Source organism: Kitasatospora indigofera (assembly GCF_014655955.1).
GTDB classification, from domain to species: Bacteria; Actinomycetota; Actinomycetes; order Streptomycetales; family Streptomycetaceae; genus Kitasatospora; species Kitasatospora indigofera.
Genome location: NZ_BNBO01000012.1, coordinates 111,507 through 131,091 on the forward strand (window position 1 = coordinate 111,507; position 19,585 = coordinate 131,091).

Sequence of the window (19,585 nt, forward strand, 5' to 3'; positions counted from 1 at the left end):
CACGCCCCGTACCCCCCCTCCCCCGGTCGGCCGATCGGCCGGAAACCGGCTGCCGCGACCGGACCGACGCGTACAGTGGCGGTCCACGAAGCGATCGACGGCGGGAACGGTCAGGGTGAACACGCAGGTGTGCAGGGGCGGGGTGGCGGGCCACCAGGCGTTGGTGTGGCGGGTCCTGCCGGAGCAGCCGTCCGCGGCGGTCCTGGTGCTGCACGGCGGACAGGAGCACGGTCTCGGCAGGCCCGGCCCGTTGAACCTGCCGGGCCTGCGGATGCAGGGCTTCGTCCGGGCGATCAGACGCGAGACGGCCGCCGCCGGCGTCGCGATCGGCGTGGTGCGCTACCGGCACCGGGGCTGGAACGGCGAGCGGGCGGACGCCGCCCGGGACACCGCGGCCGCCCTCAGCGACCTCGCCGAGGAGCTCGGCCACGTGCCGACCGTGCTGGTCGGGCACTCCATGGGCGGCCGGGCGGCCCTGCGCTCGGCCGGACACCCCAATGTCACCGGTGTGGTGGCGCTGGCGCCCTGGTGCCCCAAGGACGATCCCTGCGCCCAGCTGGCCGGCCGGGACGTGGTGATGCTGCACGGCGACCGCGACCGGGTGACCAAGCCCGGCGACACCCGGCTGCTGGCCGCCCGGGCCCGGGCCGCGGGCGCCCAGGTCTGCGGCTACACGGTGACCGGCAGCGGCCACACCCTGCTGAAGCGCTCCGGCGACTGGCACCGGGCAGCCGCCCGCCTCACCGCGGGCCTGCTCGGTCTGCGCGCCCTGCCGGCCGAGGCGGCCGCCGCACTGGCCCTGGACGGCGAGGCCGCCGGCGGGCTCGAACTGCCGCTGCCGCCGCTCCGCCGCACCCGGCCGGCCGCGGACCGGCCCGCCCCGCCGGTCCGTACCGAGAGCTGACGCCTCCGGCCCCGTCGGCCGACGCGGGCCCGGCCCCGGACGCGGGCGGGCGGGGAGACACGTCCGGGCCGGCCGACGCGGGCGTCGGCCGGCCCGGACTCCGGACGGTCAGACCAGGTCGAACCGGTCGAGGTTCATGACCTTGTCCCACGCCGCCACGAAGTCCTTGACGAACTTCTCCTTGGCGTCGTCGCTCGCGTAGACCTCGGCCACCGCGCGCAGCTCGGAGTTGGACCCGAAGACCAGGTCGGCGCGGCTGCCGGTCCACCTGACCTCGCCGGTCGCGGCGTCGCGGCCCTCGAAGGTGTTCGCGTCCGCGGAGGTCGCCGTCCACGTCGTGCCCAGGTCGAGCAGGTTGACGAAGAAGTCGTTCGTCAGCGAGCCGGGGTTCGTCGTGAGGACGCCGAGCGAGGACTGCTGGTGGTTGGCGCCCAGCACCCGGAGGCCGCCGACCAGGACGGTCAGCTCGGGGGCGCTCAGGTTGAGCAGGTTCGCGCGGTCGATCAGCAGGTACTCGGCCGGCAGCCGGTTGCCCTTGCCGAGGTAGTTGCGGAACCCGTCGGCGGCCGGCTCCAGGGCGGCGAACGACTCGACGTCGGTCTGCTCCTGCGCGGCGTCGACGCGGCCCGGCGTGAAGGGCACCTCGACGTCGAAGCCGGCGTCCTTGGCGGCCTTCTCGACCGCGGCGGCCCCGGCGATCACGATCAGGTCGGCGAGCGAGACCTGGGTGCCGTCGGTGCGGGCGGCGTTGAAGGACTCCTTGACGCTCTCCAGGGTGCTGAGCACGGTCGCCAGCTGGTCCGGGTCGTTGGCGTCCCACCCGGCCTGCGGCTGGAGGCGGATGCGGGCGCCGTTGGCGCCGCCCCGCTTGTCGCTGCCGCGGAAGGAGGAGGCCGAGGCCCAGGCGGTGGAGACGAGCTGGGACACCGACAGGCCCGAGGCCAGGACCTGCTCCTTGAGGGCGGCCACGGCGGCGGCGCCGATCTGCCCGTAACCGGCCTCCGGCAGCGGGTCCTGCCAGAGCAGCGTCTCGGCGGGGACCTCCGGGCCGAGGTAGCGCACGACCGGGCCCATGTCACGGTGCGTCAGCTTGAACCAGGCGCGGGCGAAGGCGTCCGCGAACGCGGCCGGGTCCTCGTGGAAGCGCCGCGAGATCCGCTCGTAGGCCGGGTCGAACCGGAGCGAGAGGTCGGTGGTGAGCATCGTCGGCGCGTGGCTCTTCGACGCGTCGTGGGCGTCCGGCACGGTGCCGGCGCCGGCGCCGTCCTTCGGCCGCCACTGGTTGGCACCGGCGGGGCTCTGGAAGAGCTCCCACTCGTAGCCGAACAGGATGTCGAAGAAGGTGTTGTCCCAGGCGGTCGGGGTGTTCGTCCAGACGCCCTCAAGGCCGCTGGTGATCGTGTCGCCGCCCTTGCCGGTGCCGAAGGAGTTCTTCCAGCCCAGGCCCTGCTGCTCGATCGGGGCGGCCTCGGGGTCGTCGCCGACGCTCTCCGCCGGGCCCGCGCCGTGGGTCTTGCCGAAGGTGTGGCCGCCCGCGATCAGGGCGACGGTCTCCTCGTCGTTCATCGCCATCCGGCGGAACGTCTCCCGGATGTCGCGGGCCGCGGCCAGCGGGTCCGGCGTGCCGTTGGGGCCCTCGGGGTTGACGTAGATCAGACCCATCTGGACGGCGCCGAGGGGGCTCTCCAGCTCCCGGTCGCCGGTGTAGCGCTCGTCGGCGAGCCAGGTGGTCTCGGGGCCCCAGTAGACGTCCTCGTCGGGCTCCCAGACGTCCGCGCGGCCGCCGCCGAAGCCGAAGGTGTCGAAGCCCATCGACTCCAGGGCGACGTTGCCGGCGAGGATCATCAGGTCGGCCCAGGAGAGGCTCCGGCCGTACTTCTTCTTCACCGGCCAGAGCAGCCGGCGGGCCTTGTCCAGGTTCCCGTTGTCCGGCCAGCTGTTGAGCGGGGCGAAGCGCTGCTGACCGGCGCCGGCGCCGCCACGGCCGTCGCTGATCCGGTAGGTGCCGGCGCTGTGCCAGGCCATCCGGATCATGAACGGGCCGTAGTGGCCGAAGTCGGCCGGCCACCAGTCCTGCGAGGTGGTGAGCACCTCGGCGATGTCCCGCTTCACGGCGGGGAGGTCGAGGCCCTTGAACGCCTCGGCGTAGTCGAACTCCTCCCCGAGCGGGTTGGCCACCGCCGGGTTCTTCGCAAGGATCTTCAGGTTGAGCCGCTCCGGCCACCACTGGCGGTTGCCACCGCCCTGGGTCGGGTGCGGGGCGCGCCCGTGCGCGACCGGGCAGCCGCCCTCCGCCTCCGACTTCGCATCTGTGACGATCGCGTCATGGTTCTCGGACATGGGAATTCCTCCGGAGCTGGCAAATGACGGTGCAGGGGGACTGAATGAGGGTGCTGGGGACTGAGCTGAGGACTGAACCGGGGACGGCGGGCGGCGGAGGACCCGGGGCAGCCGCCCCGGTGACCGTGCCCGCCGCGCCTCCCGGACCGGGCCCCGGCGCCGGCCGGGCCGGTACGGGGAACGGGCCGGTGGTGAGCCGGCCGGTGGTGAGCCGGCGGGCCTCGCGTCGGGTACGGCGGCGGGCCGTGGCTGCGCGGCCGCGCCCCGCGGGACCGGGGCGGTCGCCGCTCCGCACGGCGTCACGCGGCCGGACGCGGGTGCCCGTCCTCCGGAGGCCGGAACCGCATGGCTTCCCGGCGGTGGCCGTCACACCCTGCCTCCTGCCGTACCGGGGTCTTCCCACCTCTTGGCTGTCACCAGAACCGATCCTACGATGGACAGGTTCTAAGTCAAGAAGAACATCAGCTCACTGTCCGATCCGTGCCGAAAGCCCACTGATCCGCACCGAAAGCCCACTGATAAAATCCAGCCATCCCATGAGCCCGAATAGGCGGACCAATATGAGCGACCTGCTGGAGCGACTGCGAGGACGCGGCTGGCGGATGACTTCCCAGCGGCGTGTCGTTGCGGAGGTCCTCGACGGTGACCACGTGCACTTCACCGCCGACGAGGTGCACACCCGCGCGGCCCAGCGGCTGCCCGAGATCTCCCGGGCGACCGTCTACAACACCCTCGGCGAACTTGTCGCCCTCGGCGAGGTCATAGAGGTCGCCACCGACGGCCGCGCGAAGCGCTACGACCCCAACGCCCACCACCCCCACCAGCACCTGGTGTGCTCGGGCTGCGGCACCGTCCGCGACGTCCACCCGGCCCGCGACCCGCTGGCCGACCTCCCGGCGGAGGAGCGTTTCGGCTTCACCGTCTCCCGCGCCGAGGTCACCTACCGGGGGCTCTGCCCGTCCTGCGCCTGACGGGCTGCCGACCGGGCGGTCCGGCGGCCGAAAACGGCCGGTCGGCCGGGGCCACGACCACGGCCCGTACGGCGGACGAAGGGTCCCCGGGGAGCTCCCCCGGGGACCCTTCGCCGTCCGGCCGGACGGCGAAGGGTCCCCGCCGGTCGTGGCGCGGCCGGGGCAGGCCGGCCGCCCGCACGCCCCGACCGCAGTACGCGGCGGCAGGAGGCGGCGGTGGCGCACGGCCCGGAACCTCCCGCTCCCGGCCGCCCCCTCGGTGCGTGCTGACGCACCGGGCGAACGGGCGGCCGGGCCAACGAGCGACGGAGCCCCGCGACGCAGGCACGTTCGGCCGGCCGTGAAGACGCTCCCCGACCGGTGCCGCCGCCGGGCCGGTACCGCACGGCGGCGGCACCGGCCCGGCACCGGCACAGCACCGGCAGACAGGGCGACATGATGCCTTGACAGGTCCAGGGAGGGCCCCCGAGACTTCGGGAGAGCGCTCTCTCATGTACCCGCCGCAGCCTCGGCCACCCCGCGACGACCGGTCGGCACGCCTTGCCGCGCTCACGCACCGCCGGCCCGCCGTACGACGGACGCCCGTCAGCACTCGCCCCACCGCGCGACCGGCTCCGGCAGCCGCACGCCCCGACACCCCCCGCGGGGCACTCGCACGCCCCCACCCCCCGGGGGCCCGTCGCACGCTCCCCACCCGAGCCGCGGGCCTCCGCCCCCTCCGCCGTCAGGAGCCGTCGTGCGCCGTCCCAAACCGCGATCCGCCCTCGCCGGGCCACTCGCCGCCCTGCTGGTGGCCGGTACCCTCGCCGCCTTCGGCGGCCAGCCGGCCCAGGCCGCCGACCAGCCGTGGACCAACGCGGCCCAGACCCCCGAGCAGCGCGCCGACGAGCTGCTCGCCGCGATGACCCAGGCCGAGAAGCTGACGATGCTGCACGGCGGCCCGTCCTGCGGCTACGCGGGCTGCATCCCGGCCAACACCCGGCTCGGCATCCCCGCGCTGCACTTCCAGGACGGCCCGGTGGGCGCCGGCGACGGCCTGACGGGTGTGACGCAGCTGGCGGCGCCGGTGGCCGGCGCGGCCAGCTGGGACCCGGCCCTGATGCGCGAGTACGGGCAGGTGCTCGGCGCGGAGCAGTGGGGCAAGGGCACCAACGTCGTGCTCGCACCGACGGTCAACATCGTCCGCGACCCCCGCTGGGGCCGGGCCTTCGAGTCCTTCGGCGAGGACCCGTACCTGGCCGGCCAGATCGGCGCGGCCGACATCGCGGGCATCCAGAGCCAGGGCCCGATGGCGCAGGTGAAGCACTTCGCGGTCTACAACCAGGAGACCAACCGCAACAGCATCGCGGACAACGCGGTGGTCTCCGACCGGGCCGAACGGGAGATCTACCTGCCGGCCTTCGAGGCCGCGGTCAAGCAGGGCGTCGACTCCGCGATGTGCTCGTACTCGGCGGTCAACGGCGCCTTCGCCTGCGAGAACGGACCGCTGCAGAACGGCGTCCTCAAGGGCGACCTCGGCTTCAAGGGCTTCGTCACCGCGGACTGGGGAGCCACCCACTCCACCGTCGCCTCGGCCAACAACGGCCTGGACGTGGAGATGCCGGGCAACGACTACTACGGCACCGCGCTGACCAACGCCGTCAACTCCGGCCAGGTGTCGCAGGCGACGGTCGACGACCACACCCGCCGGGTGCTGGCGTCGATGTTCCGCCGCGGGCTCTTCGACCGCGCCCAGACCGGCAACCGGGACGCCGTCGTCACCTCCGCCGCGAACGCCGCCGTCTCCCAGAAGGTCGCGCAGGAGGGCAGCGTCCTGCTGAAGAACAGCGCCTCGGTGCTGCCGGTGGCGTCCTCCGTCCGCTCGATCGCCGTGATCGGCGACGACGCCGGAGCCGGCGTGATGACCCAGGGCGGCGGCAGCGCGGCAGTCAACGCCCCGCACGTAGTGACGCCCTACCAGGGCATCAAGTCCCGTGCGGGCGCCGGTACGACGGTCACCTTCGCGCAGGGCGTGCCGTCCGCCGACGGCTCGCTGCCGCCGGTGCCGACCGGCGCGCTCAAGCCGTCCACGGGCACCGGCACCGGCCTGTACGGCGAGTACCACAACAGCACCGACCTGTCCGGCGCCGTGGTGGCGAGCCGGGTCGACCCGGCCGTCGACACGGTCTGGGGCGGGCAGTCGCCCGCCGCCGGCGTCAACACCACCAACTGGTCGGTGAAGTGGACCGGCACGCTGACCCCGCCGACCACCGGCAGCTACCAGTTCTCGCTCAACAGCGACGACGGCAGCCGGCTGATCGTGGGCGGCCAGCAGGTCATCAACAACTGGTACAACCAGGGCCCGACCACCCGCACCGGCAGCGTCACCCTGACGGCCGGGCAGCCGGTCAGCATCGAGGTCGACTACTACCAGGCGGGCGGCGGCAGCAGCGCCTCGCTCGGCTGGCAGGTCCCCGGGCAGAGCGCCCACGACCAGGCCGTGACGGCCGCCCGTGCCTCCGAACTGGCCGTGGTCTTCGTCAGCGACTTCCAGTCCGAGGGCTCCGACCTGCGCGACATCGACCTGTCGGCGGAGCAGAACCAGCTCGTCGCCGACGTGGCCGCCGCCAACCCGCACACCGTCGTGGTGGTCAACAGCGGCTCCGCCGTCACCATGCCGTGGGCGGGCGCGGTCCAGGGCATCGTCGCCAACTGGTACCCGGGGCAGGAGGCCGGCGGCGCGATCGCCGCGCTGCTCTACGGCGACGTCAACTTCTCCGGCAAGCTGCCCGTCACCTTCCCGAAGTCGCTCGCCGACGTGCCGGCCTCGACCACCGCCCAGTGGCCCGGCCAGAACGGCACCGTGCAGTACTCGGAGGGCGTGAACGTCGGGTACCGCTGGTACGACGCGAAGAACAAGGAGCCGCTCTACCCCTTCGGGTACGGCCTCTCCTACACCACCTTCGGCTACTCCGGCCTGACCGTCTCCGCCCCCGACGCCGCCGGCAACGTGGCGGTCGGCTTCGACGTCACCAACACCGGCACCCGGGCCGGTGCCGAGGTGGCCCAGGTCTACGTCGGCCAGCCGGCCTCCAGCGGCGAGCCGCCGAAGAACCTGCGGGGCTTCCAGAAGGTCGCCCTCGACCCCGGGCAGACCAAGCACGTCTCGCTCACCCTCGACGCCCGCAGCTTCCAGTACTGGTCGGGCTCCTGGACGACGGCCGCCGGCACCCACACCGTCTCGGTCGGCTCCTCCTCCCGTGACCTCCGCCTCAGCGGCCAGACCACCGTCACCGGCGGCGGTACGGGCGGCGGCCTGACGCTGCTGCCGCGCACGGGGTGGTCCGCAACGGCCTCGTCGACGGCCGGTGGTGACGTGCCGGCGAACATGCTGGACGGGAACGCGGCCTCGCGGTGGTCCTCGGGCGTACCGATGGCCTCCGGCCAGAGCCTGACGGTCGACACCGGCGCCGTCCGGTCGCTGGCCCGGATCACCATGGACTCCGGCGGCAGCACCAACGACTACGCCCGGAGCTACCAGGTCCTCCTCTCCACCGACGGCACCACCTGGGGCTCCGCGGTGGCGACCGGCAACGGCACCGGCCCGCTGGTGACGGCGGACTTCCCCGCACAGAACGCCCGGTACGTGAAGGTCGTACAGACCGGCACCGCCACCTCCTGGTGGTCCGTCACCGAGTTCAACGCGTACACCACCGGCGGCGGTTCGGGCAGCGGTGGGCCGACCGTGCTGCCGCGCACGGGGTGGTCGGCCTCGGCCTCCTCCACCGGCGGTGGTGACGTGCCGGCGAACATGCTGGACGGGAACGCGGCCTCGCGGTGGTCCTCGGGCGTACCGATGGCCTCCGGCCAGTCCCTGACGGTCGACACCGGCGCCGTCCGGTCGCTGGCCCGGATCACCATGGACTCCGGCGGCAGCACCAACGACTACGCCCGGAGCTACCAGGTCTTCCTCTCCACCGACGGCACCACCTGGGGCTCCGCGGTGGCGACCGGCAACGGCACCGGCCCGCTGGTGACGGCGGACTTCCCCGCACAGAACGCCCGGTACGTGAAGGTCGTACAGACCGGCACCGCCACCTCCTGGTGGTCCGTCACCGAGTTCAACGCGTACGGGTGAACGCGGCGGGGCCGACGCGAACCCCGCGGCGGCCCCGCTCCCCCCGTGACCGCTCGCCCGCGGTCCATCGTCCCGGTACGAACGTCACCGGCCCCTCCCCCGGCGTCGGCCGACCGGGCCCGGCCGACCGGCGACGACCCGGGGTGACGGCGCCGGGAGCGGCGACCGGCGGTCGCGGCCGCGCTGCGTCCGTACGGGTGAACGGGCCCCACCGGGGCCATCTCCACTCTCTATGATCCATTTCTGTGACGGACAGTCAGAGCACCACAGCATTACGTGACAACGCCGACGTGGTCATCCTCGGCGCCGGGCCCGCCGGGCTGGTGCTCGGGAACCTGCTGCACGCGAGCGGGGTCGACTGCGTCGTCCTGGAGCGCGCCACCCGGGCACAGGTCCAGGCCCGCTCGCGGGCCGGCTTCCTCGCCGCGAACACCGTGCGGATCCTGGACCGGCACGGCCTGGCCGAAGGGCTCCGCCGGCGCGGCCGGGAGCACGCCACCTGCGAGTTCCGCACCGAGGACGGCCGGTTCCGCCTCGACTACGGCGGGCTGGGCCGGGGCGAGCGGCACACCGTCTACCCGCAGCACGAACTGGTGACGGATCTGCTGACGCGGTACCTCGACACCGGCGGCCGGGTGCGCTTCGGCACCGAGGCGCTCACCGTGCGGGACACGGACGGTGCGCGCCCGACCGTCACCGTGCGGGAGGCCGACGGCCGCACCGGCAGCTGGCAGGGCAGGTACGTGGCCGGCTGCGACGGCCGGCACGGCGCCGCCCGGCGCTCGCTCCCACCCGGCGCGGTCCGCCGCCATCACCTCGACCACGGCGTCTCCTGGCTCGGCCTGCTCGCCGAGGCGCCCCCGAGCCTGGACGCGGTGGGCTACGCGGTGCACCACCGTGGCTTCGCCGGGCACATGGCCCGCACGCCCGAGGTCACGCGCTACTACCTGCAGTACGAGCGGGGCGCCTCGCCCGACGCGTGGTCCGAGGACCGGATCTGGGACGAACTGTCGCTCCGGATGCGCGCGGCCGACTACGGACCGCTGCACCGCGGCCGGATCGTCCACCGGGCCGTGGTCGACCTGGAGTCCGACGTGCTCGAACCCCTGCGGCACGGCGCCCTCTTCCTCGCCGGCGACGCCGCGAGCCTGCTCAGCCCGTCCGCGGCCAAGGGCGCGAACCTCGCGGTGCTGGAGGCCGAGATCCTCGCCCGCGCCCTGATCGCCGACCTCGGCCACGGCGATCCCGAGGGGCTCGCCCGCTACTCGGCGCAGTGCCTGGAGCACATCTGGCGGGCGCAGGAATTCTCGGGGTGGATGGTCCGGCTGCTGCACGGCGCCCCCGGACCGGACGGCGAGCCCGGTTTCCACGACTCCCTCCGCCGCTCCCGCCTCGCGTCCCTGAGCAGCTCGCGCAGCTGCCAGGACTGGTTCGCCGAGCACTACGTCGGCGTCTGAGCACCCCTCACCCGGACGCCGGAGCGCGTCCCGGCGCCGGACCAACACGGACCGGCCTTCCGACGCCCGACCGCGTCCCGGCGCCGGACCCCGGACACGGACCGGCCTTCACCCGAGAACCGACCTTCACCCCGCACCCACATGAGGAGGCTTCGCCATGCCCACGTCGTTCGCGACCGACACCGACCGTCTGGCCGAGACGGCCGGCTTTGTCCGGCAGCAGGACGCCGCCACCCTGCTACCGCTGCTCCTGCCCGGCCTGGACGCCCTGGAACTGCGGGCGCTGGTGGACCGCTGCCGCTTCTCGCACGCCGCACTCCTGGTCTTCCCGCCGGACCAGGAGGCACTGCGCACCCTGCTGGCCGGCTGCGCGCTCTCCCCCGACGTGGCCGCGCAGCCCAGCGTGGTCGTCCGGGACCGGCTCGCCGCGCGGCACGGGCGCGACGCGGCCGAGCTCAACGTGCGGATCCTGCGCCCGGCCGTGACCGGCCCGGACGGGACGGGCCGGACGGTCGAGGTGTTCACCCTGACCGTGCCGCCCGGCTCCGGCCTCGCCGGGATCGCCGAGCGGGAACGCGACCGGGAGCACGAGGCGCACCTGGCCTTCGAGATCGAGCAGCCGGATCCGCTGGTCCTGCGCGGCATGTGCGCGATCTTCGGGCGGCACGGCGCGACGGCCGACGGCGGCGGGTACAACCCGCACGAGGACGGCACGGTGTTCTACTTCACCGCGCCCACCGACACCAAGGCCGGGTACCGGCGGGTGGAGCTGTACGCGCCCGGCGACCACCGGGACGTCCTCGCCGCCCACCTGGACGAGTACCGGGCACGGCAGTCCGCCGAAACGCTCCTGCGCCTGATGACCGGAGCGTGGACGACCCAGGCCCTGGCGGTCTTCGCCGAACTGCGGGTCCCCGACGCCATGCACACCGAGGAGGGAACCGGCGCCGAGGCGCTGGCGCGGGCGGTCGGCGCCGACCCGGAGAGCATGGCGACGCTGCTGCGCTACCTCGCCATGCTGGGCCTGGTGACGACCGGCCGGGACGGCTTCCGGCTGACCGGGCTCGGCGCGCTGCTCCGCACGGACGCGCCGGACTCCATGCGGCCGCTGGCCCTGATGTACGGCGGCCCGTTCTACCGGTCCTTCGGCGCGCTCGGCCACACGGTACGGACCGGGGAGGTCGCCTTCGACCACCTCTTCGGCGAGAACCACTTCGACCACTTCGCCCGCGACCCCGAGCTCGCCGAACTCTTCGACCGGTCCATGGCGGCCGGCTCACGCATGTTCGGTCCGCTCGTCGAGCACCCCGTCGTCACGGCGGCCGGCGAGGCACCCGGCCCCCGGACGGTGGTCGACATCGCGGGCGGGAACGGGGCCCTGCTCGGCCGCGTCCTCGCCGCCCACCCGCGCCTGGACGGCGTCCTGCTCGAACGCCCGCACGTCCTCGAGGCCGCGCGCCGCGCCCTGGAAGCGGCCGGCGTCGGCGGGCGCTGCGCCTACCGGGAGGGCGACTTCGCGGACGTGCCGCCGGACGGCGACGTCTACATCCTGTCCCGCATCCTGCACGACTGGGACGACGAGCGGTGCCGGGAGATCCTGCGCCACTGCGCCCGCGCCATGCCCGCCCAGGCCGACCTGCTCATCGTCGAACGCGTGCTGCCCACCGACGACTCGGCCTCGCTGGCCACCGCCTGGGACCTCCACATGCGGTGCAACGTCGGCGGCCGCGAACGCCGCGCCGACCACTACGCCCGACTCCTCGCCGACGCGGGGCTCACCCTGGTCGGCCGTACGCCGCTGCCCCTGGACGGCAGCGTGCTGCACGCCCGGCCGGCCGGCGCGCCCCACCCCGCCGGGCGGTAGCGGCAGCCCGTCGCCCTCCGTCCCGTCGCCTTCGCGTCCACCCCTCTCCCGGGCCGCCCCGGCCCGGGAGGCCGGCCGGGGCGCCGGGCCGGCACCCCGCCGGACAGGCCCTAGCCTGACCGGATGGAGAACACGGAGAAGCTCGACGGGGTCGAGGTCCTGCCCTTCGCCGACGAGGAGGCGTTCGCGAGCTGGCTGAGCATCCATCACACCCGTCACGAGGGCGTCTGGTTGAAGCTGGCCAGGAAGGGCTCCGGGATCCCGTCGCTCACCAGCGACCAGGCGGTCGACGTGGGCCTGTGCTACGGCTGGATCTCCGGCCTGCGACGCGGCCTCGACGAACGGCACTACCTGCAGAAGTACGTCCCGCGGCGGCCGGGCAGCCTCTGGTCGCAGGTCAACGTCGAGAAGGTGGCGGTCCTCACCGCCGAGGGCCGGATGCGCGAGCCGGGCCTCGCCGAGGTCCGCCGCGCCCAGGCCGACGGCCGGTGGGCCCGCGCCTACCGGTCCCAGCGCACCGCCACCGTCCCCGAGGACCTCGCAGCCGCGCTCGCGGCCGACCCCGCCGCCGGCCGCGCCTTCCGCGCCCTCGACCGGACCGGCCGGTACCTCGCCGTCCTCCCCCTCCTCCAGGCACCCACGCCCGAGGTGCGGCGGACCAGGCTGGAGCGCACGGTGCTGCGCCTCGCCGCGCACGGAGAGGGAGACGGAGACGGCGGCGAGGCGGACACGGCGGGCGGCGGGCGGCGGTAGGCCCGGTGGCACCACCCGGGCCCTGGCGTGCCCGCCGCGCAACTCACGCGGTCTCCGGTCGAGTTCACCCGACGCCGGACGAACCGCCCGGCGAGCCGGCCCGGCCCGGGCCGCTGACCTGGGCGGGGACCGCCCGTCCGCGGCCTTCGTTCACGCAGTGAGGCTAATCACGGGCTCTCGGTATCGGTCCGGGCCCCGGGTGGGTGTACGTTCCTGCGCCAGCGGGCCAATCAGTCCCCCGCTGTCGCAGATGCCCGGTCAGCAGCGCCTCCGACGAGAGAGACACCAGACATGTCTGCACAGGTCCCGACCCACCACCCACCCCAGCGCATCGGCGTGGTCGCCGAGTCGACCCCCGGGGAGACCCGCGTCGCGGCGACGCCCGCGACGGTACGGCAGCTGCTCGACCTCGGCTACCAGGTCGTCGTCGACTCGCAGGCCGGCGCCGCCTCCGGGTTCACCGACGAGGCGTACACCGAGGCCGGCGCGGGCATCGGCGACGCCTGGGCCGCCGAGGTGATCCTCAAGGTCAACGCGCCGTCGGACGACGAGACCGCCCGGCTGCGCGCCGGGACCACCCTCGTCGGCCTGCTCGCCCCGGCGCAGCGCCCGGAGCTGGTCCAGGCGCTGGCCGCGCGCGGCGTCACGGCGCTGGCGCTGGACGCCGTCCCGCGGATCTCCCGGGCACAGTCGATGGACGTGCTCAGCTCGATGGCGAACATCGCCGGGTACCGGGCGGTGATCGAGGCGGCCCACGTGTTCGGGCGCTTCTTCACCGGCCAGGTCACCGCCGCGGGCAAGGTGCCGCCGGCCAAGGTCCTGGTGGCGGGCGTCGGCGTGGCCGGGCTCGCGGCGATCGGCGCCGCGTCCAGCATGGGCGCGATCGTCCGCGCCACCGATCCCCGGCCCGAGGTCGCGGACCAGGTCCGGTCGCTGGGCGGCGAGTACCTGCCGGTGGACGTCGCGCAGGAGGCCGGCACCGACGGCTACGCCAAGGCCACCTCGGCCGACTACGACCGCGCCGCCGCCGCGCTCTACCACGAGCAGGCCCAGGACGTGGACATCATCGTCACGACCGCGCTGATCCCCGGCCGGCCCGCCCCGCGGCTGGTCACGGCCGAGGACGTGGCGGCGATGAGGCCGGGCAGCGTCATCGTCGACATGGCCGCCGCACAGGGCGGCAACGTCGAGGGCACCGTACCGGGCCGGGCCGTGGTCACCGGCAACGGTGTCACCATCATCGGCTACACCGACCTGGCGGGCCGGCTGGCCACCCAGGCCTCGCAGTTGTTCGGCACCAACCTGGTGAACCTGGTGAAGCTGCTGACCCCCGGCAAGGACGGCCGGCTGGTCGTCGACTTCGAGGACGTGGTCCAGCGGGCCGTGACGGTGGTCCGGGCCGGCGAGGTCACCTGGCCGCCGCCGCCGGTGGCGGTGTCGGCCGCCGCTCCGGAGCCGGCACCGGTGGCCCCCGCCGCGCCGGCGGAGCCGAAGCCGTCCCGGCTCACCCCCGCGGTCCGGTTCGGCCTGCTCGGCCTGGGGATGCTCGCGGTCTTCCTGCTGATCGCCTTCGCGCCGGCCCAACTCGCCGAGAACTTCACGGTCTTCGCCCTGGCGGTGGTCATCGGCTACTACGTCATCGGCAAGGTCCACCACGCGTTGCACACCCCGCTGATGTCGGTGACCAACGCCATCTCCGGGATCGTGGTGATCGGCGCCCTGGTGCAGATCGGGCACGAGAGCTGGGTGGTGACCACGCTGTCGTCCGTGGCGGTGCTGCTGACGAGCGTGAACATCTTCGGAGGCTTCGCCGTCACCCGCCGCATGCTGAGCATGTTCTCGACTGCCCCCGAAAGGCGCTGAGCCCGATGACTTCCACCACGGCGTCCCACGCCGCGGACCTGGTCGCCGCCCTGCTGTTCATCCTCAGCCTGGCCGGACTGTCCCAGCACCGGACCTCGCGCGCCGGCGTGGTCTACGGCATCGCCGGCATGGCGCTGGCGCTGGTCGCCACCGTCGTGCTGGCGGCGCAGAGCATCACCGCCGGCGCGGTCCTCCTGATCGTCCTCGCGATGCTGCTCGGCGGTGCGGCCGGCCTCTGGCGGGCGCGGCGGGTCGAGATGACGCAGATGCCCGAACTCATCGCCGTCCTGCACAGTTTCGTGGGTCTCGCCGCCGTCCTGGTCGGCTGGAACGGCTACCTGGAGGTCGAGGCCCACGGCTCGGCCCAGACGCTGGTCGCCGGCGACCTGCTGGGCATCCACCACGCCGAGGTCTTCATCGGCATCTTCATCGGCGGGGTCACCTTCACCGGCTCCGTCGTGGCCTTCCTCAAGCTGTCCGGCCGGATCGCCTCCCGCCCGCTGACCCTGCCCGGCAAGAACGCCCTCAACCTGGGGGCGCTGGCCGCCTTCGCGGGGCTGACCGTCTGGTTCACCGTGCGCCCGAACCTGGGCCTGATGATCGCGGTCACCCTGGTGGCGCTGGCGCTCGGCTGGCACCTGGTCGCCTCGATCGGCGGCGGCGACATGCCCGTCGTGGTCTCCATGCTGAACAGCTATTCGGGCTGGGCCGCCGCGGCGGCGGGATTCCTGCTCGACAACAACCTGCTGATCGTCACCGGGGCACTGGTCGGCTCCTCCGGTGCCTACCTGTCGTACATCATGTGCCGGGCGATGAACCGCTCCTTCCTCTCGGTCATCGCCGGCGGCTTCGGCGTCGAGGCGCCGTCCGGCGGGGACGAGGAACAGGGGGAGCACCGCGAGATCCGCGCCGAGGAGACCGCGGCGCTGCTCGCCGGGGCCAGGTCCGTGGTCATCACGCCCGGCTACGGGATGGCGGTGGCCCAGGCCCAGCACCCGGTGGCGGAGCTGACCCGCCGGCTCCGCGAGCGCGGCGTCGAGGTCCGCTTCGGGGTGCACCCGGTGGCCGGGCGCCTGCCGGGGCACATGAACGTGCTGCTGGCCGAGGCGAAGGTGCCGTACGACATCGTCCTGGAGATGGACGAGATCAACGACGACTTCGCCGGCACCTCGGTGGTCCTCGTCATCGGCGCCAACGACACCGTCAACCCGGCCGCCATGGACGATCCGTCCAGCCCCATCGCCGGCATGCCGGTGCTGCGGGTGTGGGAGGCCGACCAGGTGATCGTCTTCAAGCGCTCGATGGCGTCCGGCTACGCGGGGGTGCAGAACCCGCTGTTCTTCCGTGAGAACAGCAGCATGCTCTTCGGGGACGCCAAGCAGAGCGTGGACGCGATCCTCCAGGCCCTCCCCGGGCAGGCCCGGGAGGCGCCCGCCCAGCCCGTCCGGCAGCGGACGACGGCCGGCTGACCCGGCACCTCCCTGCGGGCGGACCGCCCCGGCTCCGCACCGGCGGTCCGCCCGCAGGCCCCCGGCGCAGCGGGCGCACGGTACCTGCGGCCGGGCCCGTCAGCAATCACAGGCTCCAGCTCTGGCCGGTGTGGTCGCCGCAGGTGTTGAGCACCAGCCGGACGAAGCCGGCCGGCGGGCCCGCCGTGTCCAGGCAGAGGCCACTCGGCGGATTCGTCAACCGGTGGGTGACGGCGTCGTACACCCATTGCTGGCCGGTGTAGTTCCCGCACGCCCGGAGCACCACGTCGAGTCCGACCACCTGAGGCCCCGCGGTATCGAGGCACAGCCCGCTGGGCGGGTTGACGAGGTAGTGCCCGGTCTCGCTGTAGCCCCAGATCTGGCCGCTGAAGTACCCGCATTCGCTGATCCGGGTGGTGACATCGGCCCGCTGCGGGCCTTCGGTGTCGAGGCACAGCCCGCTGGAGGTGTTGGTGATCCGGCCCGGAGCGGACGCCGACGGTACGACGGGGCTCTTCACCGGCAGCACCGGCAGCGAGGGCGAGGCAGGGCTGTGCGGAGCGGATGCCGACGGCGGGTCACCACCGCCCGTGGGCGCGGCCGGCAGCGACGTGGGGCTCTGTTGCCGCTGCGAGGGGACGATGCCCACCGCCTGGTCGTCGTAGTGAGCCAGTGCGGTCCTGATGCCCAGCACGCCGCCGGCCGCGAGCACGACGGCGCACACCGCGGTCAGGGCGCGCAGGGCCGTACGGCGGGGCGGTCGCGGCCCGCCGGGCGGCGCGCCCGGCGGGACGGTACGGGGGACATGCCCCAGCGGGAAGGTGGGGGCGGCTGACGGGTCGGGGGCGGTGACCGTCGCCGACAGCGTGCCCAGCTGGTCCGACAGCTCGCTCTCGCGCTCGGTGATCATCGTGGTGACGGCGGACGGGACCCACGCCCCGGCCCTGCCCGGGGGCTCCGCCAGCTGGTTCAGGACGCGGGCCAGGCCGGGCCGTTGTTCCGGGTCCTTGGCCAGGCACGCGGTGACCAGCTCGGTGAGCGGGGCCGGCAGCCCGGCCAGGTCCGGGTCGGCGTGCACGATCCGGTACACGATCGATTCGACCGGGCCCGCGCCGAAGGGGCCGCGCCCGGCCGCGGCGAACACCAGCACCGCCCCCAGGGCGAACACGTCGGCGGGCGGCCCGACGGCCAGCCCCTTCGCCTGCTCCGGGGACATGAATCCGGGTGTTCCGACGATGGTGGTCGAGATGTGCGTCGCGTCCAGGACGCGGGAGATCCCGAAGTCGATCACCCGGGGGCCGTCGCCGGCCAGGATGATGTTGCCGGGCTTGAGGTCGCGGTGCACCAGGCCCGCGCCGTGGATCGCGGTCAGCGCCTCGGCCAGCCCGGCCCCCAGGGCGGTGACCGCCTCGACCGGCAACGGCCCGTACGCGTCGATCGCCTGCTGCAAGGACGGCCCGGCGACGTAGGCGGTGACCAGCCACGGCGGGTCGGCATCGGGATCCGCGTCGACCACCTGGGCGGTGTAGAAGCCGCCGACGCTACGCGCAGCGGCGACCTCGTGGGCGAACCGGCGGCGGAACTCCGGGTCGCCGGCGAATTCCGGGTGGACCACCTTCACCGCGACCGCCCGGCCGCCGCGCGAGCGGCCCACGAAGACCTGGCCCATCCCGCCGCGGCCGAGCCGCCCCAGCAGGTGGTACGGGCCCACCTGGCGCGGATCGCCGGCCTTGAGGGGTTCCATGAGCAATGGTCCTGCCGAATCACGAGAAACCGATGGTCTGCCCGGGTGATTCTTCCAGCAGCCGGCCCGTGGCGAGGGCGGGTCGGCAAAAGGTGACGCACCTTCAATCCACTGTGCGGACAGGCCTGGCGCCCACGGCCTGCCGGGCTCCTGGCCCCGCGCCGCCGGCTCGCCGCACCGCCGCGCCGCACCACACCGCCCGCACCGCCACCTCGTCGCCTCGGAGAGGGACGCGGCGGAGCGGATGTGGCGGGCGGCGCGGTGTGGCGGTGCGGCGGGCCGTGCCCGGTGCGGGCTGCCGGACCGGGTCCCGTCAGGAGGCCGGCGCCGGCTGCTCCGGGGCCAGGGAGTTCCCCGCGGGGATGTGCCCGCAGTCCGAAGGGGCGGTCCGGCCGGCGAAGCGGTCCTTCAGCCAGCCCAGCGCGACGGGCGCCCAGACGACGGGTACGCCCACATGGCTGAGCAGGTCGAACTGCTGGAACTTCACCGGGGCGTTGCCGGCGGCGCAGTACTGCCGGGCCAGGGCCCGGACGTCCCCGGCGACCATCACCCCGTCACCGGTCCCGATGCCCGGGGGGTTGCCGAAGGTCCCTTCCAGGACGCCGCCGTCACCCTGGGCGATGTAGCCGGGAACGGTCGGCGCCGGGGCCGAGCCGAGGTTGATCCGGTTCACCGCCGCCAGGAAGGCCGGCACCGAGTTCGGGTCGGCGTACTGCGGCTTGGCCATCTTCTTCCAGGTGAGCCCCGGGAATCGGCCGAGGGCGTCGACGATCGAGCCGTACTCCACCTGCTGGTACACCGACAGGCCGTAGTCGCTGAGGTAGGGCTTGAGGTCGATGCCGAAGGAGCGGGAGACCCCGATGACCGCCATCGGGATGACGCCGCTCCACACCAGGGAGCCGTCGACGTACTTGAGGTTGTGGGCCGGGTCCACGAGCAGGCCGCCCTCGGCGAAGCCGACCAGCCTGCTGTTGACGTCCGGCGCGTAGCCCGGCGCGAGGGCGGCCGCCCAATCGGTCGCGATGGCGCCGCCGGAGTAGCCCAGCAGGCCGAAGGTGGTGGCGGAGTCCAGCCCGGTGGCCGCGGACCTGGTCGCGGCGCGGATCGAGTCCAGGGTGTTGGTCGCGTACTCCGGGCCGGCCGCGAAGTCGGCGCTCTGCCCCTCGGTGTCCGGGATGACGAGGTTGTATCCCTGCAGCAGGAGCGGCGCCAGCAGGAGGGTCTCGGCGTTCGGGATCAGCCCGCCGAGGGAGAGGCCGCCGGCGATGGCCCGGGACGGGCTGTCCTGCGGGTCGAGGGAGTCGTAGAACGACTGGTAGGAGACGGCCTTGCTGCCGTCGCCCGTCGGGCTGGGCACCACGGTGGTGACGTTGGCGCTCGGGCGGCCCTGGGCGTCGGTGGTGCGGTAGAGCAGCTGGACCGCCTTCACCGGGGTGGGCAGGCCCAGCAGGTGGTACTGCAGGGTTCGCGTCTTCAGCACGGTGCCCGGCGCGAGGGAGGCCAGCGGCGCGCTGCCGTCGTAGGTGTGGAACGGGACGCTCACCGTGGCGGCCGGCGGCGCGGCGGCCGCCGCCGGGACCGCGGTGGCGGCCAGGGCCGTCGCGGCGGTGACGGCGGCGACGGCAAGCAGCCTGGACGTGTTCTTGGGCATGACTCCCCCGGTTCGTGGGTCGGGAACAACGGTTCGTGACGTGGGATCGGCTGTTGGCGGCTCGGGATCAAGGAGATCCGGCCAAAGGGCGGGTGGCGGTGTCCGGCGCACTGCCGAGCGCGGGCAGGAGCGGGTGACGCGGCGGTCCGGGCCGGGCTCGCCGGGCCGGCCTCGGCCGGGCCGTCTTCGCGAGCGGGCCGTGGCGGCCGGGCAGGCGGGACGGTCCGGGCGTGGCCGGCCAGGCGGTCGGGAGTCCGGACGCGCCGGCCCGGCGGGCGTCCGGGCGAGGCCGGCCCGGGGCCGCGACGGTGGCGGCCGTCCGGTCAGGCCCCGGGAGGCCCGAGGGATGCGGCGCCGGGTGCGTGGACGTCAGCGGCACGGGACCGGCACGGCGGCGGCCGGACCGAGGCGCGTTCCGGGCTGCGCGGGGTGCGCCCGGGCGGCGGGTGGTG

At 74.2% G+C, this 19,585-nt stretch carries 11 protein-coding genes; 8 read left to right on the top strand and 3 right to left on the bottom strand.

Translation table 11 applies throughout. The annotated features are described in order from the left end of the window. The first annotated feature begins 115 nt into the window (after window positions 1–115). Window positions 116–904: an alpha/beta hydrolase gene (locus IE329_RS13790; protein ID WP_229927417.1), complete on the top strand. Its 789-nt coding sequence runs from the start codon at window positions 116–118 to the stop codon at window positions 902–904. A 108-nt stretch (window positions 905–1,012) separates the two neighbouring features. Here the strand turns inward: IE329_RS13790 and katG are convergent, their stop codons facing one another. Continuing rightward, window positions 1,013–3,244, bottom strand: a complete 2,232-nt coding sequence (gene katG / locus IE329_RS13795; RefSeq protein WP_190211140.1) for a catalase/peroxidase HPI — start codon at window positions 3,242–3,244, stop codon at window positions 1,013–1,015. Window positions 3,245–3,804: 560 nt separating this feature from the next. Here katG and IE329_RS13800 point away from each other — a divergent pair. The 7 genes from IE329_RS13800 to pntB all read left to right on the top strand — a co-directional run bounded on the left by IE329_RS13800 (window position 3,805) and on the right by pntB (window position 15,738). Beyond that, window positions 3,805–4,215: a Fur family transcriptional regulator gene (locus tag IE329_RS13800; protein WP_190211141.1), complete on the top strand. Its 411-nt coding sequence runs from the start codon at window positions 3,805–3,807 to the stop codon at window positions 4,213–4,215. Between the two features lie 736 nt (window positions 4,216–4,951). Next, window positions 4,952–8,332 (top strand): beta-glucosidase, encoded by a 3,381-nt coding sequence (locus IE329_RS13805; RefSeq protein ID WP_190211142.1) that lies wholly within the window; start codon window positions 4,952–4,954, stop codon window positions 8,330–8,332. Between the two features lie 245 nt (window positions 8,333–8,577). Further along, complete coding sequence (locus IE329_RS13810) at window positions 8,578–9,789, top strand: 4-hydroxybenzoate 3-monooxygenase (protein ID WP_229927418.1); 1,212 nt, start codon at window positions 8,578–8,580, stop codon at window positions 9,787–9,789. A gap of 157 nt (window positions 9,790–9,946) precedes the next feature. Beyond that, on the top strand, window positions 9,947–11,653 hold the full coding sequence (locus IE329_RS13815; RefSeq protein ID WP_190211143.1) for a methyltransferase: 1,707 nt from the start codon (window positions 9,947–9,949) through the stop codon (window positions 11,651–11,653). Window positions 11,654–11,776: 123 nt separating this feature from the next. Then, window positions 11,777–12,406: a YdeI/OmpD-associated family protein gene (locus IE329_RS13820; RefSeq protein WP_190211144.1), complete on the top strand. Its 630-nt coding sequence runs from the start codon at window positions 11,777–11,779 to the stop codon at window positions 12,404–12,406. A gap of 291 nt (window positions 12,407–12,697) precedes the next feature. Beyond that, entirely contained in the window at window positions 12,698–14,269 is a 1,572-nt protein-coding gene (locus IE329_RS13825) for a Re/Si-specific NAD(P)(+) transhydrogenase subunit alpha (protein ID WP_190211145.1), read from the top strand. A 5-nt stretch (window positions 14,270–14,274) separates the two neighbouring features. Further along, on the top strand, window positions 14,275–15,738 hold the full coding sequence (gene pntB, locus IE329_RS13830; protein WP_190211146.1) for a Re/Si-specific NAD(P)(+) transhydrogenase subunit beta: 1,464 nt from the start codon (window positions 14,275–14,277) through the stop codon (window positions 15,736–15,738). Window positions 15,739–15,844: 106 nt separating this feature from the next. Here pntB and IE329_RS13835 read toward each other — a convergent pair whose 3' ends face one another. Both IE329_RS13835 and IE329_RS13840 read right to left on the bottom strand, forming a co-directional pair. Further along, window positions 15,845–17,482, bottom strand: a complete 1,638-nt coding sequence (locus tag IE329_RS13835; protein WP_190211147.1) for a serine/threonine protein kinase — start codon at window positions 17,480–17,482, stop codon at window positions 15,845–15,847. 313 nt (window positions 17,483–17,795) lie between these two features. Then, on the bottom strand, window positions 17,796–19,133 hold the full coding sequence (locus tag IE329_RS13840; protein WP_190211148.1) for a lipase family protein: 1,338 nt from the start codon (window positions 19,131–19,133) through the stop codon (window positions 17,796–17,798). Window positions 19,134–19,585: the final 452 nt, after the last annotated feature.